Origin of the sequence: Nocardia sp. A7 (genome assembly GCF_046549215.1) — a bacterium.
Taxonomy (GTDB): domain Bacteria; phylum Actinomycetota; class Actinomycetes; order Mycobacteriales; family Mycobacteriaceae; genus Nocardia.
In genome coordinates this window covers 1-26,512 of record NZ_JAJPWE010000007.1, presented here as the reverse complement: position 1 = coordinate 26,512, position 26,512 = coordinate 1, and the positions used below count along the sequence as shown (strand labels likewise).

Below are 26,512 nucleotides of genomic sequence, written 5' to 3'. Positions count from 1 at the left end.
CCTACTTCGCCACGTCGGTCCAGTCGGAGAAACCCGACGGATGGTGCGGTCCGATCACGCCGTGCTCGAACAGACCCGCGCCCTCGCGCGTCTGCCCGTCGGCTTCCGTGCACACCGCCCGGCCCACGTGGTCGATGAGACTGAACGGTGCTCTGGCCATCACCTCAGGATCCGTCATGTCGTAGCTGACGCGTTCGGCGAACGGTCCGTCCTTCCAGGTGCCGTGTGCCCACGAGGAGTCGCCGCCGTATCCCGAGCCGAACGCGATGGGCGCGAACAACTTCGATTCGACGTCGAGTTCGATCCGATCACCCGCCCGGTTCATGAACTCGACGTGCGCGCCCGTCGGGATCCGCGTTCCGGGCTGGTAGTGGATGGTCGCGCGCACACCGTCGAGCTGCTCGACGCGACCGTCGCGCCAGCGGCGGGTGCAGTCGTAGAGGCTGCGGTGACCATCGGGATCCTCCTGCAGGATCAGGAACAGCTGGTAGTCGTCGAACGCGAGCGGCAGATAGAGCCACCACATGCCGCGGAACGCGGCATCCGGGCGACCGGCGGGTTCGGGCGCGCCGATCGGACGGATGCCCCACGAGCGATCACGGCTCGCCACGCTGGTGTCGTGCTCGACCGTCAACCGTTCGCCGTCGACCTCGATCCAGCCCGCCCACGTACCGACCTGGGCGAAGCGGCACGCCTGCAACGTCACCCGCCGCTCGGTCAGCATCTCGTGCGGCCGCTCCAGCGCGGCGGGGAACAGCCCGCGCCAGGTCAGATCCGCGGCGACGCCCTCGGTCTCGGCCAAGGTCAGGCGTAGCTCCTGCAAGGGTTCGACGACATCGATCCGGTAGCCGTTGACGTGCTGGTGCAGGCGGTCGTCGTCGATGGCGTCGCTCAGCCGCACCGCGGTCTGGGTGTCACCCCGGCGGACGACGAAGTAAGCGTCCTTGACCCCGAGGCGCGGGTAATAGCCGATCCCGGTGAGCGCCATGAAGCGCCCGTCCCGGTCGAGTACGTTGAAGTAGGACCGATCGTAGAAGTTCCGATCGGAGGCGGCGGGCCAGGTGAGGGGCGCCGGCACCTGATGCAGCGGGTACTCGTCGAGCGGGCTCAGATTCACAGCTCTCCCTCAAATATGATGCATGCCGTATTGGAATTAGGGTGTGATCATGACAACAGAAGGCGACAGCGAAGGCAAGAGGTCTGCGCCATCCACTCCAGGGCGCCCGCGCGACGGCCGGATCGATGCCGCGATCATCGCGGCCACCAGAGAGCTGATTCTCGAAACGGGTTACCCCGCGCTGTCGTTGTCGGCGATCGCCGCGCGCGCCGGGACGACCACGGCCGCCATCTACCGGCGATGGTCGAACAAGGCGCAGCTCGTCCACGAGGCCGTGCTGTCCGCCGAAGTCATTGCGCCACCGGATGTTTCGGGCGGCGATATCCGCTCCGACATCCGGGCATTGGTCGAGACGGTCCGCACGATGTTCGACAGCCCCGAGGTGCGCTCGGCGCTACCGGGACTGATCGCGGACACCGTCGCCGCCCCCGAAGTGCACAAAATGATGATCGACCGACTGGCCGGCGACCTCGCCGCCTTCGAATCCCGCTTCGGCCACGAACGCCGCGCCGATGATCAACTTCCCATGCTCGCCGAAGTCGTAGCGGGCACCGCGATCTTCCGCATCCTGATCCGCCACGACGCCGCCCTCGACGACACCTGGGTGGACCAGATGACCGAACTGATCACCGAACGCTGGCCGCCGGACCGGGCGCCCGAGAGCCGCAACTAGCGTGAGCTCGCGGTTGCCGGGCGCCGAGTTGCTAAAGCTCCGCATGGACGCGGAAACTCGCATCACGCAGCGCGTCCAGGACGTCGTCGCGGTGCGCGGTGCCGCGGGTTTCCACGGTGAGTGACACCTCGACCTCATCGACAGCCAGCCACGGACCCGTGCGCGAGTGCACGACGTCGACCACGCTCGCGCCCGCGCGCCCGACCACGGCGAGCAACGCCGACAGGGCACCCGGACGGTCATCGATCGTGACGTGCATGGCCAGGTAGCGGCCCGCGGCACTGAGACCGTGGCCGATCACGCGGGTGAGCAGCAGCGGGTCGATATTGCCGCCGGACAGGATGGTGACCACCGGACCGGGAAGATCAGGTATCGCGGCGGTGAGCAGTGCTGCGACGCCCGCCGCGCCCGCGGGTTCGACAATGAGTTTGGCCCGTTCGAGGCACAGCAGCAGGGCTCTCGACAGGGCGTCCTCGTCGACGGTGACGATCTCGGACACCAACTCGGCGACATGGGCGAACGGCACCGCGCCCGGCAATCCGACCGCGATGCCATCGGCCATCGTCGACATCCGCGGTACCCGAACGGGTCTACCCGCCGCCAGCGAATCCGGCCACGCCGCCGCCTCGGCCGCCTGCACGCCGATCACCCGCACCCGTGGCGCCAACGCGTGCATCGCCACCGCTACACCCGCGAGCAACCCACCACCACCGGTCGGTACGACGACCGTGCCCACCTCGGGAACCTGTTCGAGGATTTCCAGCGCGACCGTTGCCTGACCGGCGACGATGTCGGGGTGGTCGAACGGATGGATCAGCGTCGCGCCGGTGTGCTCGGCAAATTCCTGTGCGGCGAGCAAGGATTCGTCGATCGTGTCGCCCACCAGATGCACCTCTGCACCATAGGCACGCGTGGCGACCAGTTTCGGCAGCGAGGCCCCGACCGGCATGAACACCGTCGAGGCGATCCCGAGCTCGCTCGCCGCCCAGGCCACCCCTTGCGCGTGATTACCGGCACTGGCCGTCACCACACCCCGCGCTCGATCCGTGACAGGCAGATTCGCGATCCGGGTATACGCCCCACGCGGCTTGAACGACCCGGTCCGTTGCAAGTTCTCGCACTTGAGCAGGACCCGCGTCCCCGCCCGCTCCGACAACACCCGCGACCCCTCGATCGGCGTCCGCCGAATCACCGGCGCCAACAGCCGCGCCGCCGCCTCGATCCGCTCCAGTCCCACGGTCTCCATCGGCCACATAGTGCCAGGTTCGACCTCACCAGTCGGGCGTCCAGGTGTTGCGTCCGTATTGTGCAGTGATCGAGCCCGATGCTACGACTTCGCGATGTTGTGGGCGATGGTGCCGAGGCGGCTGAGGCGAGCGTCGCCGAGCGGAGTGAGTCTGCCGCCGAGACGGTTGGTGACGAAGGCGAGCGACAGGCCCGTTTCGGGGTCGGCGAAGGCGCCGGAGCCGCCGAGGCCGAAGTGGCCGAAGGCGGAGATCGGGTCGGCCTTGGAGGGTTTCATCGGGACGCCGTGGAAGCCCATGGCCCAGGGGATGCGAAATGCCAGGACATAGTCGGGGGTGAAAACCTGGCGGGTGGCGAAGCGGGGGATCGAGTCGGGGGAGAGGATGCGGGTGCCGTGGAGTTCGCCGCCGTTGGCCAGCGCGGCATAGAGGCGGGCGAGAGCGCGGGCGGAGAAGACGCCGTTCACGCCGGGCATCACCGAATCGTGCACGCGCTCATCGACGATCAGGTCGGCGAAACCGCGCGGCGTGGTCTCGGCGGCAGCGGCGAAGCGGGTGCGGGACAGCAGGTCGGAGCCGGTGTCCCAGTCCATGCCCGCGGCCCGTAGGCGCGGGAAGGTGGCGGCGATGCGGTGGCGCTGCTCGTTCGGCACCCGGAACCAGAGTTCTTCGGCGCCGAGAGGTTCGGCGAGTTCGGTGCGCACGACATCGACGAACTCCCGGCCCGTGACCCGCTGCACGATCTCGGCGGCCAAGTGCCCGTAGCTTATTCCGTGATAGCCGCTGGTGATCTTGTGCCGCGGATCGGGCGTGGCCGCGGCCAAGGCGGCGGTGACGGCTTTGTCGTCGAGGAAACTCTCGATCGGTCCGGGTAGTAGACCACGGAGACGATGCAGGCCGGCCCGGTGGGTGAGCACATCGCGCACGGTGATGTCGGCCTTGCCCGCCGCCGCGAATTCCGGCCAGTACTCGGCGACCGGGCTGTCGTATTCGAGCTGCCCGCGATCGGCCAACTGGTGGATCACCGTGGAGGCCACGCCTTTTCCGGTGGAGAAACCCAAGGCCACCGACTCCGCGGTCCACGGCACACCCGGGCTCGCGTAACCGGCCCACACATCGACCACCGGCTCGCCGTGCAGATACACACACAGCGCGCCACCGCCGTGTGACGGTTTGCGGAACAGGTGATCGAACACGGTGACCAGGCGGACGAAACGGCGATCCACCGTTTGCGCTGTCGAAACTCCCATGGTTCGAGCATGCCATTACGCATCAGAGACCGGTCGGTACGGTGATCGTTTCCTAACTGTCACATCGAACAGTCCGCGCGCAATACGCCGTCCATAGCATGTTCGTATGCCCTCGAGACGACGATCGGCGCTGCTCGCAAGGCTTGTGGTCGATGAGCCAGGCCGACCGCAGGTGATTCTCGGCGAACTGCGCCGCGTAATCCTCGACGGCGCCGTACCGCCGTGCACCGTGATCCCGCTGCGGGAAGTCGCCGAGCTGTTCGGCGTCAGCCACATCCCCGTTCGAGAGGCGCTCAAAACACTGATCGGGGAGGGTCTGGTCACCCACCGCCAGCAACGCGGCTACCAGGTGGCTCAGCTCACCGCCCGAGAACTGCGCGAAATGTACATCGTGCGTGACACTTTGGAGACGGCGTCGCTCGCCGCGGCCGCGACGCACGCCGACGAGACCGAACGCGCGCACCTGCTCGCGGTGAACGACCTACTCGAGCGCGCCATCCTCGACGACGACCCCGCGGCCTATCAACGACAGTCGCGCAGCTTCCATGTGGCGCTGACCAGGCCGTCGCGGATGTTCCGACTGCTGCACATGCTCGAATCCGCGTGGAATGTCACCGAGCCGGTGCAGTCGATGGTCCACATCGACCGGCTCGACCGCGAGCGCCTGCACGTCGACCACATCGCCATGCTCGACGCGTTTCTCGCCCGCGATGTCGACCGGCTGCTCGCCGCCGCCGAGGAGCACCATCGCAGGCTGGAAACGGTGGTCGCGACCCTGCCGACCGATACCGGACTGCTTGCGCCGGAAGATATATCTTCGGTGCAATAGGGGGGAAATTCCCGGGAAACCGTCGGGCAACCGCTGATACTTACCGTCAGTTCAGCAGATGTACCCCTTCGGACGGGAACGATCATGACCGACACCATTACGTCCTCGGCGGTGCCCGCCGGTGAACCACCCACCTATGACCCGCGGCTGACCAACGAGGACCTGGCACCGCTGCGCAAGCAGAGTTGGGGCACTTACAATATTTTCGCGTTCTGGATGTCGGACGTGCACAGCGTCGGCGGATATGTCACGGCGGGAAGCCTTTTCGCGCTCGGACTGGCGAGTTGGCAGGTACTCGCCGCGTTGCTCATCGGCATCAGCATCGTGTATTTCTTCTGCAATCTGGTGGCCAAGCCGAGTCAGGTGACCGGCGTGCCGTATCCGGTCATGTGCCGCAGTGCGTTCGGTGTGCTCGGGGCGAACATTCCGGCGATCATTCGCGGATTGATCGCGGTGGCGTGGTACGGGATTCAAACCTTCCTCGCCTCGGCGGCCTTGGATGTCGTTCTGGTGAAACTCTTTCCGGGGTTGGCGCCGTATGCCGTCACCGCCGACTACGGGTTCCTCGGACTGTCGGCGCTGGGCTGGGGCAGTTTTCTGCTGCTGTGGGTCGTGCAGGCGTGTGTGTTCTGGCGCGGTATGGAATCGATCCGCAAGTTCATCGACTTCTGCGGTCCCGCTGTGTATGTCGTCATGTTCCTGCTCTGCGGCTATCTCATCGCGAAGGCAGGCTGGGGCGCCATCGACCTGAAACTGGGCGATGTGAAATACACCGGCTGGGCCTCGGTGCCGGTCATGCTCGGCGCGATCGCGCTCGTCGTGTCGTATTTCTCGGGACCGATGCTCAATTTCGGTGACTTCTCCCGCTACGGCAAGAGTTTCGACGCGGTGAAACGCGGGAACTTTCTCGGACTGCCGGTGAATTTCCTGGTCTTCTCGGTGCTGGTGGTGGTCACCGCCTCGCTGACATTGCCGGTGTACGGCGAGCTCATCACCGATCCGGTCGCCACCGTCGCCAAGATCGACTCCACCTTCGCCATCGTGCTCGGCGCGCTCACCTTCACCATTGCCACTATCGGCATCAATATCGTCGCCAACTTCATCTCGCCTGCCTTCGATTTCTCGAACGTGAGTCCGCAGCGGATCAGCTGGCGAGCGGGCGGCATGATCGCGGCGATCGGTTCGGTGCTGATCACGCCGTGGAATCTGTACAACAACCCCGACGTCATCCACTACACCCTCGAGGTGCTCGGCGCGTTCATCGGACCGCTGTTCGGGGTGCTGATCTGCGATTACTACCTGGTGCGCAAGCAGAAGGTGATCGTCGACGATCTGTTCACGATGTCGGAGCGGGGGGCCTACTACTACACGAAGGGCTATCACCCGGCCGCGGTCATCGCGACCGCCGTCGCCGCCGCGGTCGCGGTGTTCCCGGTGCTGGCCAACAGTCTGCCCGGCATGCACACCGCCGCCCAGTACAGCTGGTTCATCGGCTGTGGTGTCGGTTTCGTCGTCTACTACCTGCTGACCGGCGCCAGGCGCGCGGCCGCTGCCGAGGAGGTCGGTGTCTGATGCGTATCAGGGTCGTCAACCCGAACACCACGCGGGCGATGACCGACACGATCGAGCAGTGTGCGCTGGCCGTCGCGGGCCGGGGCACACTGCTCGACGCGGTCACCTCCGAAATCGGGCCCGCCTCGATCGAAAGTCACTACGACGAGGCGATGAGTGTGCCGGGGTTGCTCGCCGCGATCCGGCGGGGCGAGGCCGACGGTGTGGACGGGTACGTCATCGCCTGCTTCGGTGATCCCGGATTGGACGCGGCACGCGAACTCGCCGTGGGGCCGGTGATCGGGATCGCCGAGGCGGCGATGCACACCGCGAGTCATCTCGGTCGCGGATTCAGTGTCGTGACGACGCTCGGACGTACCGTCGGGCGGGCCGCGGATCTGGCGGAACACTATGGGATGCAACGGTTCTGCCGGGGGATTCACGCGTGTGAGATACCGGTGCTCGCCCTCGATACCGATCTGGATGCGCGCAAGATCGTCACCGAGTCGTGCCGGGCGGCTGTCCTGCGGGACGGGTCCGACGCTGTGGTGCTCGGTTGTGCGGGCATGGCCGATCTGTGCGCGCACATACGTGACGAGATCGGGGTGCCGGTGATCGACGGTGTCGCGGCGGCGACGTTGACCGTGCAGTCGCTGGTGACGATGGGGCTGCGCAAGTCGGGTAGGGGAGAGTTCGCGACACCGCCGCCGAAGACCTATACGGGACTGCTGGAATCGTTCGGTTCGTGAAGGTGGTTCAGACGCCGGCGTTTTCGGCGCTCAACGCGTTCAGTACCGCGTCGAGATCGTCGACGTCGATGACCAGGCGGGTGAAATCGGGCCCGTCCAGATCGATCCGGACGGCGCTGCCACCGAAAGTGGTGTCCCAGAATTCTTTCCGGCCCTTGCCGCGGTAGACACCGGCGGCGATCACCCCGGGGATGAAGGTACCGGGGGCGCGGACCCACGGCGGCCGCAGGTCCACCTCGGCGGTAGCGATCTCGGTGATCGCGGCGCGGTCGATCACGACCTGTTGGCGTAGGGCGAGCAGGCGATGCCCACCGAGCACATTGACCGTCACCGTGTCGTCGTTGATCTCGACCTCGACCATCGCTATCACCCTCACTCACCGTCGTGTGAACCGTTCGAGGTCCAGCTTCGTCCGGCGGCCTGTTCGCGGACTGTGGTGAGCCTGTGAGTTCCCCAAGGAACTTGAATACATCGACAAATATAGATATGCGCATCTATTCAGTGTTGCGTTCGGTGGGGACCGAACCGAGAAGGGACTGCAAGGACGGGGGAGGTCAGGGTCGGTGGGCGCGGGTGGCTATCGCGAGGACCTCGGCCAGCCAGGGGGTGTACTTGCCGGGGTTGTCCGTCAGGTCGGTGCGCAGCGACTGCGGGGAGATCCACGCCCAGCGGGCGATCTCGTCCGGGTCCGGCCGCGGCGGCAGGTCGCCCACCTGACCGATCAACACGTGGTCGTATTCGTGCTCGACACGGCCCGTCGCCTCGTCGCCCGCGAGGTAGGTGAACGCGTCCACCTCGGTGAGCTCGGCCGCCATCCCGAACTCCTCGCGCAACCGGATCGAGGCGGCCTCGATGAGCGCCTGACCGGGCGCTGGATGACCGCAGCAGGTGTTGGCCCACTGCAGCGGGAACCGGGTCTTGACCGCGGCGCGCTGTTGGAGCAGGACGTGTCCGCGCTGGTCGAACAGCAGCACGGAGAAGGCGCGGTGGAGGGTGCCCGGTGGCCGATGGGCATCGGCCACCGAGCACGCGCCGATCGCGGTACCTGCGTCGTCGACCAACTCGACGAGCAGGGTTTCGCGGTCGGTCGACGGGTCGGCGAGCTTCTCGGTCACCCGACCACCCTATCGGCGACGATCAGGGAAAATGACGGCGCGGCCGTGGGCAATGGCGTTTCGATGGTCATGGCATATGTCCTCACCTCGGGGCGGAAATCGGCACAACCGATCGACCTGTGCGGCGCGACTGTGCGCGACAGGCTGGGGGTGGGTAACAGTGCTGAGCGAATGGTCCTGCACCGATATTCGGGCGTGTGAAACGGTGTTACACGAAACTTGATGTGTGTCAGTACGTTCCGGACTCGAACGATGGTAGGGGGTCGCGGTGGCCGCGCGCCACCTATTCGGGAAAACACCTCTGGCGGAGCGGGGTGGGTGTGAGGTGAATCGCTGGAACATGCGGCCTGTCACAGCCGACACATAATGGAGGTCCGATGTGGCAAGCTCATATGAGCACATCGGGGTGTGTGAGGTGTGTCACTTTGAGTAGGTAGGGCCAGGTGGGAACGGTGGATATCAGTCCAAAAGGTGTGGTCGGTTCGGTGCAGCGGTTGCTGGCTACCGCGCAGAACGGGCTGGAGGTGATCCGCTTCGGCGGGTTGTCACACGATGTCGAGTCCTCGCCCTTCGAGGTCGTCGAGCGCCGGCGCATGTATCGGCTACGGCACTACTTCCCCGACGACACGACGCCAGGGCGTCCGGTGGCGCTGCTGGTGCCGCCGTTGATGGTGAACGCCGACATCTGGGACGTGAACGCGGCAGGCGGTGCGGTCGGCATCCTGCATGCCAGCGGAATCGACTGCTGGGTCATCGATTTCGGCTCACCCGCCACGGAAGAAGGCGGCTGGGAACGCGACCTGGCCGACCACGTGCTCGCGGTGAACTCCGCCATCGACACCGTCTGTGAGTCCACCGGCGCGCAGTTGCACCTGATGGGCTACTCCCAGGGCGGCATGTTCGCCTACCAGACCACCGCCTACCGCTACGGCAAAGGCGTGGCCTCCATCGTCACCTTCGGCAGTCCCGTCGACATCGTCAACGGTATGCCGTTCGGGTTGCCCTACGGATTGGTCTCCGAAGTCGCCGACTTCCTGGCCGACCACGTGATGCACCGGCTGCCGATCACCGAGTCGATGGTGCGCTTGGGCTTCCAGATGCTCGACCCGGTGAAGACCGCCAAGTCGCGCATCGACTTCCTGCTGCAATTGCACGACCGGGAAGCGTTGCTGCCCAAGGAGCGTCAGCGTCGCTTCCTCAACAGCGAAGGCTGGGTGGGGTATTCGGGTCCGGCAGTGGCCGATCTGCTCAAGCAGTTCGTCGCTCACAACCGGATGATGCTCGGCGGTTTCGTTATTCGTGATCACCCGGTGTCGCTGGCCGAGTTGAAGTGCCCGATCCTGGCGTTCGTCGGCGAGGTCGACGACATCGGTCAGCCCGCCGCGGTGCGCGGCATCGTGCGGGCAGCGCCCCATGCCGAGGTGTACGAAGCCAGTCTGGTGGCAGGCCATTTCGGGCTCGTCGCCGGTTCGACGGCCACCAACCACACCTGGCCGATGGTCCGCGACTGGATCGCCTGGATGGACGGCAGCGCCCCCCTGTCCGAGCAGATCGTGCCCATGCAGGAACACGTCGCGAGCAACGCGCCACGCACCGCCGCCACCCGGATGGTGCACACCGCAGCCGGTCTGGCCGAGGCGGGGGCGGGCGTCGGCAGGGCACTGGAAGGTATCGCGGGCAACACGATTCGCGGTTCGTTCGAAATGGTGGGCGAGGCCGCGCGGGCACTGCCTCGGCTGACCAGGCTCGGGATGATCCAGCCACACACCCGGATCTCCCTCGGCAAACTACTCAGCGAGCACGCGAGCCGTGCGCCGCAGAAGGACCTGGTCCTGTTCGACGACCGGGTGCACACCAATGCCGCGGTCGAGGAGCGCGTCGACAATGTGGTGCGTGGCCTGATCTCCGTCGGTGTCCGGCCCGCCATGCGGGTCGGCATCATGATGGAGACGCGGCCGAGCGCCTTGGCCTCGGTCGCCGCGATCTCGCGCATCGGTGCGGTTGCGGTGCTGCTCGCACCGGGCGCCGAGCTCGACCGGGCCATCGAGTTGACCGGGGTGCAGACGCTGATCACCGACCCGGAGAACCTGCGCACCGCCGCCGCGACCGCCGCCAGGGTGCTCGTGCTCGGCGGCGGCGGCGTGCGCCGGCTCGCGGTGCCGACCAGCGACCGGGTGATCGACCTCGAACAGATCGACCCGGCACAGGTCAGGGTGCCTGCCTGGTATCGGCCGAACCCGGGTCTGGCCCGCGAACTCGCGTTCGTGCTCGTCCTCGGCTCCGGTGACCGCCTGGAGGCGAAGTACATCACCAACCATCGCTGGGCGCTGTCGGCGTTCGGCACCGCGAGCGCTGCCGATCTGGACCGTCGCGACACCGTGTACTGCCTTGCGCCGCTGCACCATTCGTCCGGGCTGCTGGTGAGCCTCGGTGGGGCGATCGCCGGTGGCAGCCGGATCGCGCTGGCCAGGCCGAAGGACTTGGATCCCAACCGCTTCGCCGAAGAAGTGCATCGTTACGGCGTCACCGTCGTCACCTACACCTGGACCATGCTGCGCGACCTGCTCGACGCCAGGGTCTTCCCCGCCGGCCACAACCATCCGATCCGGCTGTTCATCGGATCCGGTATGCCCGCGGGTCTGTGGCGGCGCACCGTCGAACAGTTCGCCCCGGCCAGGGTGCTCGAGTTCTACGCCTCGATCGACGGTGACGTGGTGCTGGCGAATGTCACCGGCGCCAAGATCGGGTCCAAGGGCAGGCCGGTTCCCGGCACCGCGCGAGTCGAACTGGTCGCCTACGACCCGATCAGCGAGCAGATCCTCGTCGGCGACGACGGGTTCGCCCGTCGCTGCGTCGACAACGAACCCGGACTACTGCTCGGCAAGGCCGTCGACGGTGGCGACATCTCCGACGGTGGACTGCGCGGTGTGTTCCGGGCCGGTGACGCCTGGTGGCCGACGGAGAACCTGTTCCGGCGTGACAGCGACGGTGACTACTGGTTGGTCGATCGCCGCGACACGGTGATCCGGACGGCCCGCGGGCCGGTGTTCACCCAGCCGATCGTGGACGTGCTCAACGACATCACCCCGGTCGACATGGAGGTCGCGTTCGGTCTGAAGACCGCGGCGGGCACGATCGCCGCGGCCGCGCTGAGCGTGCGCCACGGTTTGCGCATCGAACCGGGCGATGTGACCGAGGCGATGCACGGGCTGGAGCCCAGCCAGCGCCCCGACCTGGTCTACGTCGTCGACGAGATCCCGCGCAGTTCCAGCTTCCGCCCCTCTGCCTCGGCGGTCGTGGCCGCCGGCGTACCGGAGCCGGGACCGAACACCTGGTTCTACAACCGGGAAACCGACGCCTACGAGGTACTCACCGCCGCGGACGCGGAGCGGTTGCTGAGCTGAGACAATCCCCGCCGACCATGACTCGGTCGGCGGGGACGCCGAATTCTCCGTAACATCGCGTGGGCTAGTCGTTTCACCGATGTTCCAGAGGATCTTTTTGTGAGCACCAGCCTGATCTATCGCAGCGGCACCGTCTACGAAGTCCTGATGCGGGGGTTGTACGGACGTCACTACGACGGGCGGTTTCAGCCGATTTCCGCCCTGATACCGGTGGGGGCCAGCGTCGTCGACGTCTGTTGCGGCCCAGCCACCCTGTTCACCAAACATTTGCAGGAAAAGTCCGTCGACTATCACGGACTCGATCTCAACGAGGGATTCATCGCCGAGCTGACCAGAGCAGGCGGCCACGGCGAGGTCTGGAACGTGCACGCCGACGATCCGCTGCCGCCCGCCGATTATCTGATCATGCAGGCCAGCCTCTATCACTTCCTGCCCGATCCGGAACCCGTCATCGATCGCATGCTCGCGGCGGCCCGCACCAAGGTGATCATCGCCGAGCCTGTCCGCAACCTCGCGACCAGCGACAATCGGGTGCTCGCCACCATCGGTCGCCGGTTCACCAACGCGGGCGACGGCGCTCAGGAAGCCCGGTTCACCGAGCCGAGCCTGGACGCCCTGTTCCGCCGGTACGGGTCACGCGTGTCCTACCGCGCGTTGATCGCGGGCGGACGGGAGAAGCTCTACGTCCTCGACGTCTGAGTCAGACGGTGAAGGCGGTGACCGCATCGACCACCCGAGCGACCTGCGTGTCGCTCAGATCGGGCCACAGCGGGAGCCGCACGACCGTGCTGGAGAACTCGGCACTGCGCACGCACGGGTTCGGAGTCCGGCCGAGCTTGAAGCCGGCCGGGCTCGAATCGAGCGGTACATAGTGGAACGGCGCCGAGATCCCGAGCGAGCGGAGGTGGCTGATCAGGTCGTCGCGTCGGGCCTCGGTCGGGGTGCGCAGATAGTACAGGTGCGCGGTGTGCTCGCGGTCGTCCGGGACCGTCATCAGGCGTACATCGTTGCGCGCGGCCCAGTCCGGCAGCGCACTCGCGTAGCTGTCCCACACCCGATGGCGACCGGCCTGGATGACGTCGAACTCCGCGAGCTGCGCGTCGAGCACGGCCGCGTTGAGTTCACTCGGCAGGTAGCTGGAACCGATGTCCTGCCAGGAGTACTTGTCGACCGCGCCGCGCAGGAACCGAGCCCGATCGGTGCCCTTCTCTCGAATGATCTCGGCGCGTGCCATCAAGATCTCGTCGGTGAGCAGCAGCGCGCCACCCTCACCGCAATGCACGTTCTTGGTGTCGTGGAAGCTCAGCGTGCCGAGCGTGCCGATGGTGCCGAGGGATTGACCACGCCAACGACCGCCGAGGCCGTGCGCGTTGTCCTCGATGATCGCGAAGCCGTGCATATCGGCGAGCGCGAGCAGTTCGGCCATGTCCGCGGCGACACCGCCGTAGTGGATCACGACAACGGCTTTGGTGCGCGGGGTGAGCGCGGCGGCGACCGAGGCCGGATCGAGGTTGCCGGTCGAGAGATCGATATCGGCGAAAACGCAGGTCACGCCACGCAATGCCATCGACGTAGCGGTCGAGGTGAAAGCGAAGCTCGGCACGATCACTTCGTCATCCGGGCCCAATTCGAGCAGTAGGCCCGCCATTTCGAGCGCGGAGGTGCACGAGGTGGTCAGCAGTGCGTGTGGAGCGTCGGTGATGGCCTTGATCTTCGCAGTGGCCGACGCGGTGAACGCGCCGTCGCCGTGACTGTGATCAGAGTTCAGTACCGCCTCGAGGTTGGCCAGTTCCTGACTCGCCCGAAACGGTCGGCTGAAGATGATGCGGTCACTGCTCAACCCGGTCGGTCTCTCTCTCGGCGGTGATCGCTTCCCGATGGCCGGGACGCGGAGTCGGTGAATCGACGGTGAGGTACAACGGCTTTCCCACCAGGACGTGCAAGGCAACGCCGAGATATTCGGCGATCAGCCCGAGCGAGAACAGCGTCGCACCCGAGCACAGCAGCAGCACGACGATGATCGACGCCCAGCCTTCGGGCGCCCCGTCCCCGCTGAGATGTTGGGCGATGATCACCGCGGCGAACACCAGCCCGCCGAGCGCGAGGGTGACGCCGAGCATGCTGACCAGCCGCAAGCCGCGGGTGCCGCTGCACAACACCATCTTCCAGAACAGCGAGAACAGGCGACGGTAGTTGTACCCGGACTCGTCGCGACCCTCGGCCCGCAGCTCGACCGGCACCTGCGCCACCGTGCCGACCACCCAGGTGAGCGCGACGTCGAGGTACACGCCGTTGGAGGCGACACCGGCGAGCTGGCGACCGATATCGCCGCGGATGAGTCGGTAGCTCTCGAAGCGGCTGGAGTCGGGGAAGGAGAACAGTGTCGCCAACACGATCTTCGCCCCGCGCGAGGTGATGTTGCGCAGGAAACCGTGCGGGCGGGTGTTGATCGGCTTCGAGTACACGAGGTCGGCGCGCTCGGTCAGCGCCGCGTCGAGGAATTGGCCGATGAACGCCGGATCGTGCTGACCGTCTTCGTCCATGGTGATGATCCAGTCACCGCTCGCGGCCGACATGCCCGCGATGGTCGCCGCGTCCTGGCCGAAGTTGCGGCTCAACCAGACGGTGCGCACCTCGTCGAAGATGTGTTCCAGTTCCTGGAGCACCACATCGGAGTGGTCGGGGCCGTGGTCGTGGACCAGGACGATCTCGTCGACGACGAACGTGACGCCACCCGGTGTTTCGGTCGGTCGGCTCAGCTTGTGCAGTTCGCCGACCAGGCCGCTGATGGTGTCCTCGCCGCGGTAGATCGGCACGACGACCGAAATCCGATGCGGGCGTGGGCCGCCGGACGCGTCGGCATGACCGTTCGGCGTCGTAGGAGCGGAGCGGTACGTCGGCGAGGTGGGAATCGGCATCAGCTGGATCGACTTTCGAAGACGGTGCGTGCCGGTACTCCCTGCGTGACAGCAGAGTCCGAGCCGGTGAACTCTAACACGGTACAGCTTGGCCTTCTCGAATGCTGCGCGGAGGGATCGTGCCTGACCCACTGCACCGTGAACGGCCGGTCGATGTAGGGTCTGGGACTCGTGACCGACAGTGTTGTACTCGATGCGCGTAGAGACCCCGATTCGCGACGCGATGTCGTGCGATGGGGGCTCGTCACCACCATCGGGGTGATCTTCGGGTACCTCGCCGTGCTGTTGGCCAACGCGCGCCATTTCTTCACCGATGACACCGAGTCGCAGTACACCTCGCTGTGGGTGACGCTGGGTCGCGAGCTGCGGGCAGGCAGGTTCCCGACGATGGTGCCCGAGCAGTGGATGTCGGGCAACAACACGATGGACGACGCCGGGTTGTTCAACCCGCCGCAGCTGCTGATCGATCTGATCGCGCCGTCGGTGGACAACATCGCGCTCTACGCGACCGTGGTGAAGCTGATCTTCTCGATCATCGCGGCCCTCGGCGTGTACCGGATCTGCCTGGCCTATGGCGGTCGACCGGCATGGTCGGCGGTCGCGGGCGTCGCGTTCCCGCTCTCCGGCTTCTTCCTGTTCTTCGACACAGCGAGCTGGATGACCGCGCTCACCGGCACCGCGTGGATGGTGCACGCGTGGGCGTCGTCGGTGCGCTACGCGCGGGGGACCGGCGGTCCGATCCCGGTCTTCGTCTTCCTGTATCTGACGATCTCGGTGCAATACATCTTCCCGGCCGTCGAAGCGGCGTTGATGCTGTTCGCTGTCGCCGCCGGCGAGATCATCTACCAGCGTGCGTGGCGGCCCGTGCTGAGGTTGGCGCTGGTCTCGCTGTGTGCCGGACTCGTCGGTCTGCTGACCTATCTGCCGAGCATGCTCTCGGCGAAGGTGACCTGGCGGGGGACCGCGCAGATCATCAACGATCAGTTCCTGACCGTGCCGTGGTCGGAGTCGTTGAACGCGAGCCTGCCGAGCACGTTGCCCGCGTTCACCTCCTGGTGGGGCTACATCCAGCCGATGCCGGTCACCTATATCGCCTGGTTCCTGGTGCCCGCCCTCGCCTTCATCGACTGGCGAAGGGCCAAGGACTGCTGGCGTGAACTGAGCGCGGTCGGGATCTTCGCGATCATGATGCTGATGTGGACGGCCGGGCCCGGCACAATCGGGCCGCTGCGTTGGCCGGTGCGGGTGCTGCCGATGCTCGCGATCGGTCTGCTCGTGCTGGTCTGTGTGTTGCTCGGTCGCTACGGCACCACCAAGGACATGAAGAATCGCGGTATCGCCGCCGGTGTGCTGATCCTGCTGCTGTGGGTTCGGTCGTTCTCGGCAGCGCCCGACGACTGGTACTGGCACCTGCTGTCGGCGGTCGCGATCGGTGCGCTCGGCGCCGGGTTGATCTGGCTGGACAAGACTCGTGGCGCCGCCGCCGCGTGCCTGCTCGCCATCACCGCGATGTTCCCGATCGTCTATCTGCAGGTGCGCGACGCGCAGCCGACGCCGATGTCGTGGAACCTGCCTGCCTCGCGGTCCGAGGCCGCCGCGAAGTTCCCCGATTTCACCGGCAACACCATCCAGCTCGGTGACCGCGGGCTGCTCCAGCCGAAAGACAAGAGTGTCGATGGAGCGTACGGGTCGCTCGTCTTCGGCAACTCGGCCAAGGGGCTTGGCCTGAACTACGTGAACGGCTACACCCCGACCGGGCACTTCTACTTCGGCGAACTGCTCTGCATGCGCTGGGACAGCAGCGTCTGCCCCGACGCCTACCGGCGGATGTTCGCGCCGGAGGCCACCACCGGGCGGCCGTTGGCCGACCTGATGAACCTGGACCGGGTCGTCGTGCAGAAGGCGATGTTCCCCGACGTGGTCAACCAGGAACCGCCCGCCGGGTGGAAGTGGGTCGACTACCCGGGCCATGAGGACTACATCGGCGTGCTGGAGCGGGTCGACGGGTCGATCTCGAGCAAGAACGGTCGGATCACCGATGCCGCAGGCGTCACCGCGACGTCACTGTCGGAGAGCTATTCGACCAGCCGGATGCAGGTCACCTCGCCCGGCGGCGGCCGGATCGTCCTCTCGCGGCTGGCGTGGCCCGGCTACCGGGCGTCGCTGAACGGCAACCCGATCCCGGTGACCCAGATCGCCAAGTCGATCGTCGCGGTGGACATCCCTGCAGGCACCGACAAGGCCGAACTCGACGTCACCTGGCGTCCGCCGGGCTGGAAGATCGGCATCGCGGCCGCGCTCGCCGGGCTGGCCGGACTCGGTGTGGCACAGTGGTTCTACCTGCGTGGACGTCGCCGCGAGACGGAGCCCGAGATCGATACCACCGAACCGACTGACGATACCGCCGAGCGTGAGATGGCGGACGTGCCGTCGTGACAGCCGACTCATCACACGTCGCCGACGCACCGACCGGCCTGCTGCTGCGCGTCGTGCGTCGCCAGGAACTCGCGTTCGCGCTGATCGGCGGCTTCAACACCGTTCTCGGCATCGTGCTCACCGTGGCCTGGATGGCGATTCTCGGTGATTCCGTGCCGCCCGCGGTCGCGGTTGCGCTGGCCTACAGCATCGGCGTGGTCAGCGCGTTCGTGCTGCACCGAACCCTGGTGTTCCGGGTGCGTGGCCATGTGCTGCGCGACTTCTTCGGGTTCGTTGTCGTGAACTCGGGCGGACTGGTGCTGAATATGGCGCTGCTCTCACTCGCGGTGTCGGTGTTCGGGCTGCCGCGGATGCCGTCGGCGGTCGTCGTACTCGGCCTCGTCGCGGTCGGCAGCTACTTCGGCCACCGGCATATCTCTTTCCGCCGTGCCTCGGATTCTCCGACGTCGGCGACGGCGGGGTAGGTTGTCGGTCATGGCGCACGAATCCACCATCGACGCAACTCTGCTCAGCCTGCTGGCCTGCCCCCAGGACAAGGGCCCGTTGCAGCTGGTGCGTACCGAAGCTGATGTGAGCGTGCTCTACAACCCCCGGCTGCGCCGCGCGTACCCGATCGACAACGGCATTCCGGTGCTGCTGATCGACGAGGCTCGCGACGTCACCGACGCCGAACACGAATTGTTCGTCGCCGCATCCTGAATCACCAACTGCCGGTGTCGATATCGCCGGTGAGGTAGCGCTGGATCGAGGGGCCGACGGCGTCGACGACGGCGTCGATCGGCATCGAGGCCAGTGGCTCGATGCCGATGATCTTGCGAGCAGTCAGCAGGCCGATCATCTGTGCGGCGGCCAGCGATATCCGCGCGCGACCGTCGTCATCGGGTGTCGCGATGCGCACCCGCACCCGCTCGAGCACCACCTGGAGCAGGAACGAGCGCGCGAGGTTCGGTTCGCCACCGCCGAACATGCTGCGCACCATCGCGACGATGCCAGGTCCCGCGGGGGAGTCCCACACGGTGAGCACCGCCCGCACCGCGGTCACGCCCAGTTCGTCGAGCGGCGCCCGATCCACGACGCTCAAGGTCACCTCGGGGTCAGCCGGAAAATCCACCGCCGCCGCGAAGAGTTGCTGCTTGGTCCCGAAGTAGTGGTGCACGAGGGCGGGGTCCACATCGGCGTCACCGGCGATCGCCCTGATCGAGGTCTTGTCGAACCCGGTGTCGGCAAACCGCGTCCGGGCGGCGTCGAGAATCGCCGTCCTGGTGTCGGTATTGCCCGGCCTGCGCCCGGTGCGACCGGATTTCGCTGTGCCGGAACCGGATTCGCCCTCACTCATGCTGATCCTCTCGTCGTGGCCAGGTCTGCTCGCTACGGTGTCCGTCGACGCAGGGTAGCCGCGGCGAGGCCGAGCGCCACCACGGCGAACCCGGCGACGACAGCGATATCGCGCCACATGGCGCCCGTCGGCTCGGCGTGCACCGATACCTGCTGCAGCGCGTCCACCGCATAGCTCAACGGCATCACATTGCTGATCGCCTCCAGCCAGTCGGGGAGTCGGTCGCGCGGGACCAGCAACCCGCACAGGAATATCTGCGGGGCGACGATCACCGGCATGAACTGCACCGCCTGGAACTCGGTGCGCGCGAAGGCGCTCGCCAGCAGACCGAGCCCGACTCCGCACACCGCGTCGACCATCGCGATCAGCAGCACCCACCCGGGACTGCCCGCGGCGGTCAACCCGAGCAGCCAGAACGCGACCACACTCGCGACGGCGGCCTGCGCGGCGGCGGCGAGGGAGAACGCGGTGCCGTACCCGGCGAGCAGGTCGAGCTTGCGCAAGGGAGTGGTGAGCAGTCTTTCGAGGGTTCCCGACGTCCGTTCGCGCTGCATCGCGATCGCGGTGATCAGGAACATCACGATGAACGGCAGGATGCCGAGCATCGTGATGCCGACGCGGTCGAACATGGTGAGTGGGGAGTGCGGGGCGCGCGGTGCGTCCTGGTAGATGAAGTACAGCAGGGTCATCAGCAAGGCCGGAACCACCAGGATCATCGCCACGGTGCGGTGATCGTTGCGTAGCTGACGCAGGATTCGGCCCGTGGTGGCGGTGTAGGGGCGCAGGGTGGTCATGCGTGCTCTCCCATCGTGATCAAGGTCAGGAAAGCGGCCTCGAGGTTCTGTTCATCGGTGCGCTCGCGCAGTTCGTCGGGACTGAGCTGGGCGAGCAGGTCGCCCTCGCGCATCAGCAGCAGCTTGTCGCAGTGTTCGGCTTCGTCCATCACGTGACTCGACACCAGCAACGTCGTTCCCGCCGCGGCCAATGCGCGGAACTGTTTCCACAGCTCCACCCGCAGCACCGGATCGAGGCCGACGGTCGGTTCGTCGAGGACGAGCAGTTCGGGCTTGCCGACGAGCGCACATGCCAGCGATGCCCTGGTCTTCTGCCCACCCGAGAGCTGATCACCGAGCTGATCCGCGTGATCGGCCAAGCCGACCGCGGTGAGCGCGGATTCGGTGTCGGCGCGCTCGCGCCCGTAGAGCGCGGCGTAGTAGGCCACATTGTCGCGGACGCTGATGTCGGCGTAGATGCTCGGCGCCTGGGTGACGTAGCCGACCCGGCGGCGCAATCCGGCGCTACCCGCCGGCTCCCCGAGCACGGTCACGGTGCCCGACTCCACCAGTTGCGTGCCCACGATGCTGCGCAGCAGGGTGGTCTTCCCGCAACCCGACGGGCCGAGCAGGCCGGTGATCGAGCCGCGCGGGATGTCCAGGCTCAGGCCGTGCAGGACGGTGCGCTTTCCGCGCTTGACGGTCAGATCCGCGACCTGAACGGCGATCGGCGGGGGGGCGGTGTGCGACATGGTCGCCTCAATTCATCGAGTGTTGAATTCACTACGTGATGAATTTAGCGCGATGGCGACTTCGCCGCAAGGTCGGTGGGCGTGTCAGCACGCTCGCCGGTGATCTGTGACGTGAGTCACTGTGCTCGGTTGTCACGTTGCGGCGGGCTGCTTTGTCCCATGGACATCCCGCCGACAAGGAGCACCGCAATGACCACCACCACGCACCGCATCGTCGTCCTCGGCGCCGGCTACACCGGCATGCTGGCCGCGATCCGCCTTGCCCGGCGCACCAAAAAACTGGATGTGGCGATCACCCTGGTCAACCCGTCGGCGCGCTTCACCGAGCGGCTGCGGATGCACCAGATCGCCGCCGGTCAGGAACTCGCACATCACGACATCCCGGAAATCCTCGACGGCACCGGCATCGAATTCGTCTTGGGCCGGGTCACCGCGATCGACCCCACCGCCCAGCGCGTCCATGTCGACGGCACCCGCGAACTCGACTACGACGAACTGATCTATGCCCTCGGCAGCACCGCCGAGACCACCCTGGTGCCCGGCGTCGCCGATCACGCCTGCACTCTCGACGACCCGCGCCTCGCCCATGAATTCGCAGGCAAGACAGCCACTCTCGCGGCCGAAGGTGGTTGCGTTGCCGTCTGCGGTGGTGGCCTCACCGGCATCGAAGCCGCCACCGAGATCGCGGAAAGCCACCCCGGCCTGCGCGTCACCCTGATCAGCTCGGGCGAGCCGGGCGCGATGATGGGGGACAGGGCCCGCGCGCACCTGAACAAGGCGCTGGACCGGCTCGGCATCGTCCGCGAGATCGGCGTGCGCGTCGCCAAGGTGCTGCCGGACTCGGTCGAGCTCGCGGACGGCACGGTGATCGGCGCCGATCTCACCCTGTGGACCACCGGTGTGCGGGTCTCGCCGCTGGCTCACGCGGCGGGCATCGAGACCGACGCACGTGGTCTCATCGTCGTCGACCCGACACTGAAGTCGGTGTCACACCCCATGATTCATGCCATCGGCGACGCGGCCGCCGTCCGCCAGCCCTGGGGTCAGGTGCACGGTACCTGCCAGAGCGGCCTGCCCACCGCCGCCTACACCGCCGACGTGATCGCCGCCGAACTGCGCGGCAAGAAGGTGCGGCCGTTCCGCTTCGGCTACTTCCACCAGCCCGTCAGCCTCGGCCGCCGCGACGCGGTCATCCAGTTCACCAGAGCCGACGACACTCCGCGCCGCGTCCACCTCGCAGGCTGGGCCGCGCGGGTCTACAAGGAGATGGTCAGCAGCAGCCCCGTTCCGACGTTCAAGGCCAGCAAGAAGATGACCATGAGCGTGCAGTTGTCCAAGGGCGGCAAGGCAACTCGCGCCGCCGCGTGAGCGACGTGGCCGTCGATCGGGTGCCGTCCCACTTCGCGAACGCACCCGATTCGCCACAGTGATGGAGCGTGCGACATGGTAGGTCCTGTGTCAGATCAGGATCCGTTCCTCGAACATCGCCGCCTGCTGTTCGCGACCGCCTACCGCATGCTCGGTACGGTCACCGACGCCGAGGACATCCTGCAGGACACCTGGCTGAAGTGGAACGACACCGACCACGCCACGGTCGCCCACCCCAAGGCCTACCTGGTCCGCACGGTCACCAATCTCTCGCTCAACCGACTCACCTCCGCTCGTGCGACCCGCGAAAGTTATATCGGCCCTTGGCTTCCCGAGCCGGTGCTGACCTCGCCCGATATAGCCGAGGACACCGAATTGGCCGATACCGTCTCCACCGCCATGCTCGTCGTGCTGGAAACCCTCACCCCGGTCGAACGTGCGGTGTTTCTGCTGCGCGAAGTGTTCGGCTACTCGCACGCCGAAATCGCCGAAGCCCTCGATCGTCCGGAGGCGGGCGTGCGCCAGATCGCGCACCGCGCGAAGAATCACGTCCACGCGCGTCGCCCCCGATTCGATACCGACAAGGCCGCCCGAGCCCAGGTCACCGCACAGTTCATGGCCGCGTGCGCGGGCGGAGACCTCAACGCCCTGATGGAACTGCTCGCCCCCGACGTCACCTGCTGGTCCGACGGTGGCGGGGTGGTCACTGCCGCGCTCCGCCCCCTGCACGGCCCCGACCACGTGGCTCGCTGGATCCTCGGCGTCCTCGCCAAACCGTCGTCCGCGGGCTTCGAACTCAGCGCGGCCGACATCAACGGTGAGCTCGGCGCACTGGCCTCCTTCGCCGGAAACCCCGGCGCCGCCTTCACGTTCGACCTCGTCGACGGCCACATCCAGAACCTGCGGTTCCAGGTCAATCCCGGCAAACTGGCAGGGCTCTACCAGGGCACCGACCTGCTCGGCTGAGCGTTGACGTACAGAGGCTGATCCCACACGCTCAATCGCGAGTAGGAGACAATGGCGAACGTGTCCGCCCAGGAACTGGCCGTCGATCCGCCCACCGCCGCGCGCAGGCTGCTCGGCGCGATCCTGTGGTCGGGTCCGGTGGCTTTGCGCATCGTGGAAGTCGAGGCCTACGGCAGCGACCCCGACGGTCCGTGGCCCGATCCGGCCGCGCATTCCTGGCCGGGGCCGACGGCCCGCAACGCGGTGATGTTCGGCCCGGCCGGTCGGCTCTACGTCTATCGCTCGTACGGAATTCACTTGTGTGTCAACGTGACCGGTGGCTATGACGGTGAGGCCGGTGCGGTCCTCGTGCGCGCGGCAGAAGTGGTCGACGGCATCGAGATGGCGCGCGAACGCAGGCCCGCCGCCCGCAAGGACACCGACCTGGCGCGAGGCCCGGGCAATGTCGGCAGCGCACTCGGCATCACTATGTCCGACTACGGAACCGAGCTTTTCGACCCCTTCTCCGCACTGCGCCTGGAACTGAATCCACCCGTTCCGCAGTCCGAGATCGCCGCAGGCCCGCGCGTCGGCGTCAGCCTTGCCGCCGAGACCGCCTGGCGTTTCTGGTTACCGGCATCGCCCGCCGTGTCGGTCTACCGGCGCAGCCCGCGCGCAGCGGAGCCGACGACGTAGCACCGCTCGGCGAAATGACCTCGCCGACAGCGATGAATTCGCCGGTGACGGCCCGTCCTATCTGTTGAACGCGCTACCGACCCAGTGCGACCGACCGAAGGACGAGACCATGACCACCGCGACCCCCTCCGCTCACTTCTCCGACACCTACCGCCCCGGCAAGATTCGCAACCGCGTCCTGTGGACCCTGCAGATCGTGCTCGGCCTGTTCTTCATCATCGCCTCGGGCGGACCCAAACTCGTCATCCCGAACACCTTGATGGACAACGCCCCCGAGAACCTGACCATCCCCTTCGCGCTGCTCATCTTCATCGGCGTCGTCGAAGTGGCGGGCGGTATCGGCCTGATGGTGCCGCGCCTGTGCGGCCTGGCCGCCGCGGGCCTGTCCGTGGTCACCGTGCTCGCCGCCGCGACGCAGGCCTTCATCGCCGACAAGCCCGAGATGGCGATCTTCCCCCTGGTGCTGGCCGCGATCTTCGCCTGGATCGCCTACGAACGCCGCGCCACCATCGCCGCGCTGGTGCGATGAATCGCGACTCGACACGCTGACGATCGCCGGAGCCCGAGGGTTCCGGCGATCATCGGCGTGCCGAGGGGTTCGATCGCGAAGGGGTTCGGCCGCGGAGCCGAGATCACCGCACCGATCTCGTCTGCGAAGCCAATAGGGCGATTTCCGCCGGGATGCGACGATCGAGGACCACGTCGATACCGTACGAGCAGGAGCGCCCGTGTTCACTTTCCCCAGCACCGACGGCACCACGATCCATGTGCGGAGCTGGCTCCCCACCGAGACCGAGCCGCGCGGCCTCGTGCAGATCGCGCACGGCATGGGCGAACATTCCGCCCGTTACGGCCACCTCGCCGAACGGCTCGCGGGACTCGGGTTCGCGGTCTATGCCGACGATCACCGCGGTCACGGCCTCAGCATGGGCCCCGTGCCGGGTGACCTGGGCTCCGACGGCTGGAACCTGCTCGTCGCCGACGAGGTCGCGCTGACCGAGATCCTGCGCGGACGTCATCCTGGCCTGCCCGTCACGTTGATCGGCCACAGTCTGGGCTCGTTCGCCGTGCAGCAGTACCTGCTCGACCACTCCGACCTCGTCGACGAGGTCGTCCTGAGCGGCACGACCGCGGTCGACGGCCTGTTCGGCGAGATAGCGGCCGCCGGTGGCGATCTGATCGGCTACTTCAACGCCGAATTCCAGCCCACCCGCACCGACGCCGACTGGATCAGCCGCGACGAAGCCCAGGTCGACGCCTACAACGCCGACCCCTGGTGCGGTTTCGCCATCGACGACGTCAATATGGGTCTGCTCGCGGCCAACGCCCGAACTCGTCTGTCCGATCCGCGCGCCGTGCGCCCCGACCTGCCGATCTACGTGATGGTCGGCGACAGAGACCCGCTCAACGACAAGCTCCGCCTGTCCGACCTGCTCGTCGGGCGCTATCGCGACGCGGGCCTGGCCGACCTCACCTACCAGGTCTACGCGGACGCCCGCCACGAAGTCCTGAACGAAATTAACCGCGATGAGGTCGAAGCGGATCTGCTCGCCTGGCTCACCCGCGCACGCGACTGACCGACCGCATGCGGAAAGATGGGTCAGCGTGACCGGCGACATCTTCGACGAACTGACCTGGCGCGGCCTGATCGCGCAGTCCACCGACCTGGACGAGCTGCGCGCTGCCGCGGCCGCCGCGCCCCTGACGCTCTATGCCGGCTTCGACCCGACCGCCGCCAGCCTGCACGCGGGCCACCTCGTTCCGCTGCTCGCGCTCAAGCGCTTCCAGCTGGCGGGGCATCGGCCGATCGTGCTCGCCGGTGGCGCGACCGGCATGATCGGCGACCCCCGTGACGTGGGCGAACGCACCATGAACTCGACCGACACCGTCGCCGAGTGGGCACAGCGCATCCGGGGCCAGCTCGAGCGGTTCGTCGACCTCGACGATTCGCCTACCGGTGCGCTGATCGTCAACAACATGGACTGGACCGGGCCGCTGTCGACCGTCGACTTCTTGCGCGACGTCGGCAAACACTTCTCGGTGAACGTCATGCTCGCCCGCGACACCGTCAAGCGGCGGCTCGAAGGCGATGGCATCTCCTACACCGAGTTCAGCTACATGCTGCTGCAGGCCAACGACTACGTGCAGTTGCGGCGCGAGCACGGCTGCACGCTGCAGGTCGGCGGCTCCGATCAGTGGGGCAACATCATCGCCGGCGTCGAACTGAACCGACGCGTGGACGGCGCGCACGTGCACGCGCTCACCGTGCCGCTGGTGACCTCGGCCGATGGCAAGAAGTTCGGCAAGTCCACCGGCGGTGGCAGCCTGTGGCTCGATCCCGAGCTGACCAGCCCCTACGCCTGGTACCAGTACTTCGTGAACACCGCCGACGCTGATGTCGTGCGCTACCTGCGCTGGTTCACTTTCCTGAGCCGCGAAGAACTCGACGAGCTCGAGCAGGAGACGGCGGAACGTCCGTTCGCACGTGCGGCGCAGAAGCGCCTGGCCGCGGAGATGACCACGCTGGTGCACGGCGAGGCCGAGACCCGCGCGGTGGAACTGGCGAGCCAGGCGCTGTTCGGACGCGGTGAGCTCGGCGAACTCCCGCTGTCCACGCTCGGTGCCGCGCTGCGCGAAACCGCGGTCGACGGCAAGGTCGCCGAGGTGGTGCCGGGTGAGCCGAACACGATCGTCGACCTGCTCGTCGCGTCGGGTCTGTGCGAAAGCAAGGGCGCCGCCCGTCGCGCGGTCAACGAGGGCGGCGCGTCGGTGAACAACCAGCGGGTCAGCGACATCGACTGGACCCCGTCTGACGGCGACTACTTGCACGGCGAGTGGCTGGTGCTGCGGCGCGGAAAGAAGAACATGGCGGGCGTGCATCGGATAGCCTGAGCTCGTTGCGGAGGCCTGAGTCACATCCGTGTGATTCAGGCCGGCGCAGCGGCTGAGCGCATTGCCCTGACCTGCGGAGATCCGGTGTTGTTCAGGCGATTTGACGCGGCGTTATCCGGCGCGTAACTTATTGGAAGTCAGAGCGACACGGACACCAACCCGGAGCCGAGACGCTAGCCCGCGAGGCTGGCGGGCCAAGGGAAAACGCGGTAGTACGGGGAAGCGCCTGACATAGCTGAAGATCTTGTGACCAGGCTTACGATTGACATCGTCTGGACGTGAGGTTAGGCTGGAACAGTTGCCCTTCGGAAGATCCGGCAGGACCGGTTATTCCGTTTGTGCGTGTGTTCTTTGAGAACTCAATAGTGTGTCGATGAATGTCAGTGCCAATAATTATTATTGGTTCCGGCCTTTCATGTACCCCCCGGTCGTGGAAGGTTGGACATTGAACAACAGCGAATCTT

The 26,512-nt window shown here is 66.7% G+C and carries 25 protein-coding genes; 15 read left to right on the top strand and 10 right to left on the bottom strand.

The genetic code is table 11. The features are described 5' to 3' along the window. Nucleotide 1: 1 nt before the first annotated feature. Nucleotides 2-1,117 (bottom strand): hypothetical protein, encoded by a 1,116-nt coding sequence (locus tag ACLJPD_RS30070; protein ID WP_410876603.1) that lies wholly within the window; start codon nucleotides 1,115-1,117, stop codon nucleotides 2-4. Nucleotides 1,118-1,166: 49 nt separating this feature from the next. On the opposite strand from ACLJPD_RS30070, the gene ACLJPD_RS30065 reads away from it, so the two are divergent. Further along, on the top strand, nucleotides 1,167-1,790 hold the full coding sequence (locus ACLJPD_RS30065) for a TetR-like C-terminal domain-containing protein (RefSeq protein WP_410876602.1): 624 nt from the start codon (nucleotides 1,167-1,169) through the stop codon (nucleotides 1,788-1,790). 31 nt (nucleotides 1,791-1,821) lie between these two features. Here ACLJPD_RS30065 and ilvA read toward each other — a convergent pair whose 3' ends face one another. After that, nucleotides 1,822-3,045: a threonine ammonia-lyase gene (ilvA, locus tag ACLJPD_RS30060; RefSeq protein ID WP_410876601.1), complete on the bottom strand. Its 1,224-nt coding sequence runs from the start codon at nucleotides 3,043-3,045 to the stop codon at nucleotides 1,822-1,824. 72 nt (nucleotides 3,046-3,117) lie between these two features. Beyond that, nucleotides 3,118-4,284, bottom strand: coding sequence for a serine hydrolase domain-containing protein (locus tag ACLJPD_RS30055; protein WP_410876599.1), 1,167 nt, complete (start codon nucleotides 4,282-4,284; stop codon nucleotides 3,118-3,120). A 106-nt stretch (nucleotides 4,285-4,390) separates the two neighbouring features. Between ACLJPD_RS30055 and ACLJPD_RS30050 the strand changes: the two genes are divergently transcribed. The 3 genes from ACLJPD_RS30050 to ACLJPD_RS30040 all read left to right on the top strand — a co-directional run bounded on the left by ACLJPD_RS30050 (nucleotide 4,391) and on the right by ACLJPD_RS30040 (nucleotide 7,413). Beyond that, on the top strand, nucleotides 4,391-5,113 hold the full coding sequence (locus ACLJPD_RS30050) for a GntR family transcriptional regulator (protein WP_410876598.1): 723 nt from the start codon (nucleotides 4,391-4,393) through the stop codon (nucleotides 5,111-5,113). 84 nt (nucleotides 5,114-5,197) lie between these two features. After that, nucleotides 5,198-6,685, top strand: a complete 1,488-nt coding sequence (locus ACLJPD_RS30045) for an NCS1 family nucleobase:cation symporter-1 (protein WP_410876597.1) — start codon at nucleotides 5,198-5,200, stop codon at nucleotides 6,683-6,685. Next, nucleotides 6,685-7,413 (top strand): aspartate/glutamate racemase family protein, encoded by a 729-nt coding sequence (locus ACLJPD_RS30040; RefSeq protein ID WP_410876596.1) that lies wholly within the window; start codon nucleotides 6,685-6,687, stop codon nucleotides 7,411-7,413. The genes ACLJPD_RS30045 and ACLJPD_RS30040 overlap by 1 nt, the downstream gene beginning before the upstream one ends. Nucleotides 7,414-7,420: 7 nt before the next feature. On the opposite strand, the gene ACLJPD_RS30035 is transcribed toward ACLJPD_RS30040, so the two are convergent. Further along, nucleotides 7,421-7,774: a hypothetical protein gene (locus tag ACLJPD_RS30035; protein ID WP_410876595.1), complete on the bottom strand. Its 354-nt coding sequence runs from the start codon at nucleotides 7,772-7,774 to the stop codon at nucleotides 7,421-7,423. 193 nt (nucleotides 7,775-7,967) lie between these two features. Beyond that, a complete protein-coding gene (gene idi, locus ACLJPD_RS30030; protein ID WP_410876594.1) occupies nucleotides 7,968-8,528 on the bottom strand; it encodes an isopentenyl-diphosphate Delta-isomerase in 561 nt (186 codons plus the stop codon). A 452-nt stretch (nucleotides 8,529-8,980) separates the two neighbouring features. Between idi and ACLJPD_RS30025 the strand changes: the two genes are divergently transcribed. Further along, nucleotides 8,981-11,932 carry an AMP-binding protein gene (locus tag ACLJPD_RS30025; RefSeq protein WP_410876592.1) on the top strand — a complete coding sequence of 984 codons (2,952 nt, stop codon included), beginning with the start codon at nucleotides 8,981-8,983 and terminating at the stop codon, nucleotides 11,930-11,932. Between the two features lie 99 nt (nucleotides 11,933-12,031). Next, nucleotides 12,032-12,631, top strand: coding sequence for a class I SAM-dependent methyltransferase (locus tag ACLJPD_RS30020; protein ID WP_410876591.1), 600 nt, complete (start codon nucleotides 12,032-12,034; stop codon nucleotides 12,629-12,631). 1 nt (nucleotide 12,632) lies between these two features. Here ACLJPD_RS30020 and rffA read toward each other — a convergent pair whose 3' ends face one another. Continuing rightward, complete coding sequence (gene rffA / locus ACLJPD_RS30015; RefSeq protein ID WP_410876589.1) at nucleotides 12,633-13,772, bottom strand: dTDP-4-amino-4,6-dideoxygalactose transaminase; 1,140 nt, start codon at nucleotides 13,770-13,772, stop codon at nucleotides 12,633-12,635. Continuing rightward, nucleotides 13,762-14,850, bottom strand: a complete 1,089-nt coding sequence (locus ACLJPD_RS30010; protein WP_410876588.1) for a glycosyltransferase — start codon at nucleotides 14,848-14,850, stop codon at nucleotides 13,762-13,764. The genes rffA and ACLJPD_RS30010 overlap by 11 nt, the downstream gene beginning before the upstream one ends. A 258-nt stretch (nucleotides 14,851-15,108) precedes the next feature. On the opposite strand from ACLJPD_RS30010, the gene ACLJPD_RS30005 reads away from it, so the two are divergent. From ACLJPD_RS30005 to ACLJPD_RS29995, 3 genes are read left to right on the top strand one after another with little or no spacing between them, the layout of a single operon-like run. Further along, a complete protein-coding gene (locus tag ACLJPD_RS30005) occupies nucleotides 15,109-17,286 on the top strand; it encodes a hypothetical protein (protein WP_410876884.1) in 2,178 nt (725 codons plus the stop codon). Next, nucleotides 17,283-17,750, top strand: a complete 468-nt coding sequence (locus tag ACLJPD_RS30000; protein WP_410876586.1) for a GtrA family protein — start codon at nucleotides 17,283-17,285, stop codon at nucleotides 17,748-17,750. Before ACLJPD_RS30005 ends, ACLJPD_RS30000 begins: the two co-directional genes overlap by 4 nt. Before the next feature lie 10 nt (nucleotides 17,751-17,760). Further along, nucleotides 17,761-17,985, top strand: a complete 225-nt coding sequence (locus ACLJPD_RS29995; protein ID WP_410876584.1) for a Trm112 family protein — start codon at nucleotides 17,761-17,763, stop codon at nucleotides 17,983-17,985. A 1-nt stretch (nucleotide 17,986) separates the two neighbouring features. Here ACLJPD_RS29995 and ACLJPD_RS29990 read toward each other — a convergent pair whose 3' ends face one another. From ACLJPD_RS29990 to ACLJPD_RS29980, 3 genes are read right to left on the bottom strand one after another with little or no spacing between them, the layout of a single operon-like run. Beyond that, nucleotides 17,987-18,622 carry a TetR family transcriptional regulator gene (locus tag ACLJPD_RS29990; RefSeq protein ID WP_410876582.1) on the bottom strand — a complete coding sequence of 212 codons (636 nt, stop codon included), beginning with the start codon at nucleotides 18,620-18,622 and terminating at the stop codon, nucleotides 17,987-17,989. A gap of 32 nt (nucleotides 18,623-18,654) precedes the next feature. After that, nucleotides 18,655-19,416 (bottom strand): ABC transporter permease, encoded by a 762-nt coding sequence (locus ACLJPD_RS29985; protein WP_410876580.1) that lies wholly within the window; start codon nucleotides 19,414-19,416, stop codon nucleotides 18,655-18,657. Then, a complete protein-coding gene (locus ACLJPD_RS29980) occupies nucleotides 19,413-20,147 on the bottom strand; it encodes an ABC transporter ATP-binding protein (RefSeq protein ID WP_410876578.1) in 735 nt (244 codons plus the stop codon). The genes ACLJPD_RS29985 and ACLJPD_RS29980 overlap by 4 nt, the downstream gene beginning before the upstream one ends. A 189-nt stretch (nucleotides 20,148-20,336) precedes the next feature. Between ACLJPD_RS29980 and ACLJPD_RS29975 the strand changes: the two genes are divergently transcribed. The 6 genes from ACLJPD_RS29975 (at nucleotide 20,337) to tyrS (ending at nucleotide 26,048) form a co-directional block, all read left to right on the top strand. Then, on the top strand, nucleotides 20,337-21,515 hold the full coding sequence (locus ACLJPD_RS29975) for an NAD(P)/FAD-dependent oxidoreductase (RefSeq protein WP_410876577.1): 1,179 nt from the start codon (nucleotides 20,337-20,339) through the stop codon (nucleotides 21,513-21,515). A gap of 75 nt (nucleotides 21,516-21,590) precedes the next feature. Beyond that, complete coding sequence (locus ACLJPD_RS29970) at nucleotides 21,591-22,481, top strand: RNA polymerase sigma-70 factor (protein ID WP_410876575.1); 891 nt, start codon at nucleotides 21,591-21,593, stop codon at nucleotides 22,479-22,481. 60 nt (nucleotides 22,482-22,541) lie between these two features. Next, nucleotides 22,542-23,156: a DNA-3-methyladenine glycosylase gene (locus ACLJPD_RS29965; protein ID WP_410876573.1), complete on the top strand. Its 615-nt coding sequence runs from the start codon at nucleotides 22,542-22,544 to the stop codon at nucleotides 23,154-23,156. 109 nt (nucleotides 23,157-23,265) lie between these two features. Then, the gene (locus tag ACLJPD_RS29960) at nucleotides 23,266-23,685 is read left to right on the top strand and encodes a DoxX family protein (RefSeq protein WP_410876572.1); all 420 of its coding nucleotides are present in this window, start codon (nucleotides 23,266-23,268) and stop codon (nucleotides 23,683-23,685) included. 199 nt (nucleotides 23,686-23,884) lie between these two features. Next, entirely contained in the window at nucleotides 23,885-24,733 is an 849-nt protein-coding gene (locus tag ACLJPD_RS29955; RefSeq protein ID WP_410876571.1) for an alpha/beta fold hydrolase, read from the top strand. Between the two features lie 28 nt (nucleotides 24,734-24,761). Then, nucleotides 24,762-26,048, top strand: coding sequence for a tyrosine--tRNA ligase (tyrS, locus tag ACLJPD_RS29950; RefSeq protein ID WP_410876570.1), 1,287 nt, complete (start codon nucleotides 24,762-24,764; stop codon nucleotides 26,046-26,048). Nucleotides 26,049-26,512 lie beyond the last annotated feature (464 nt).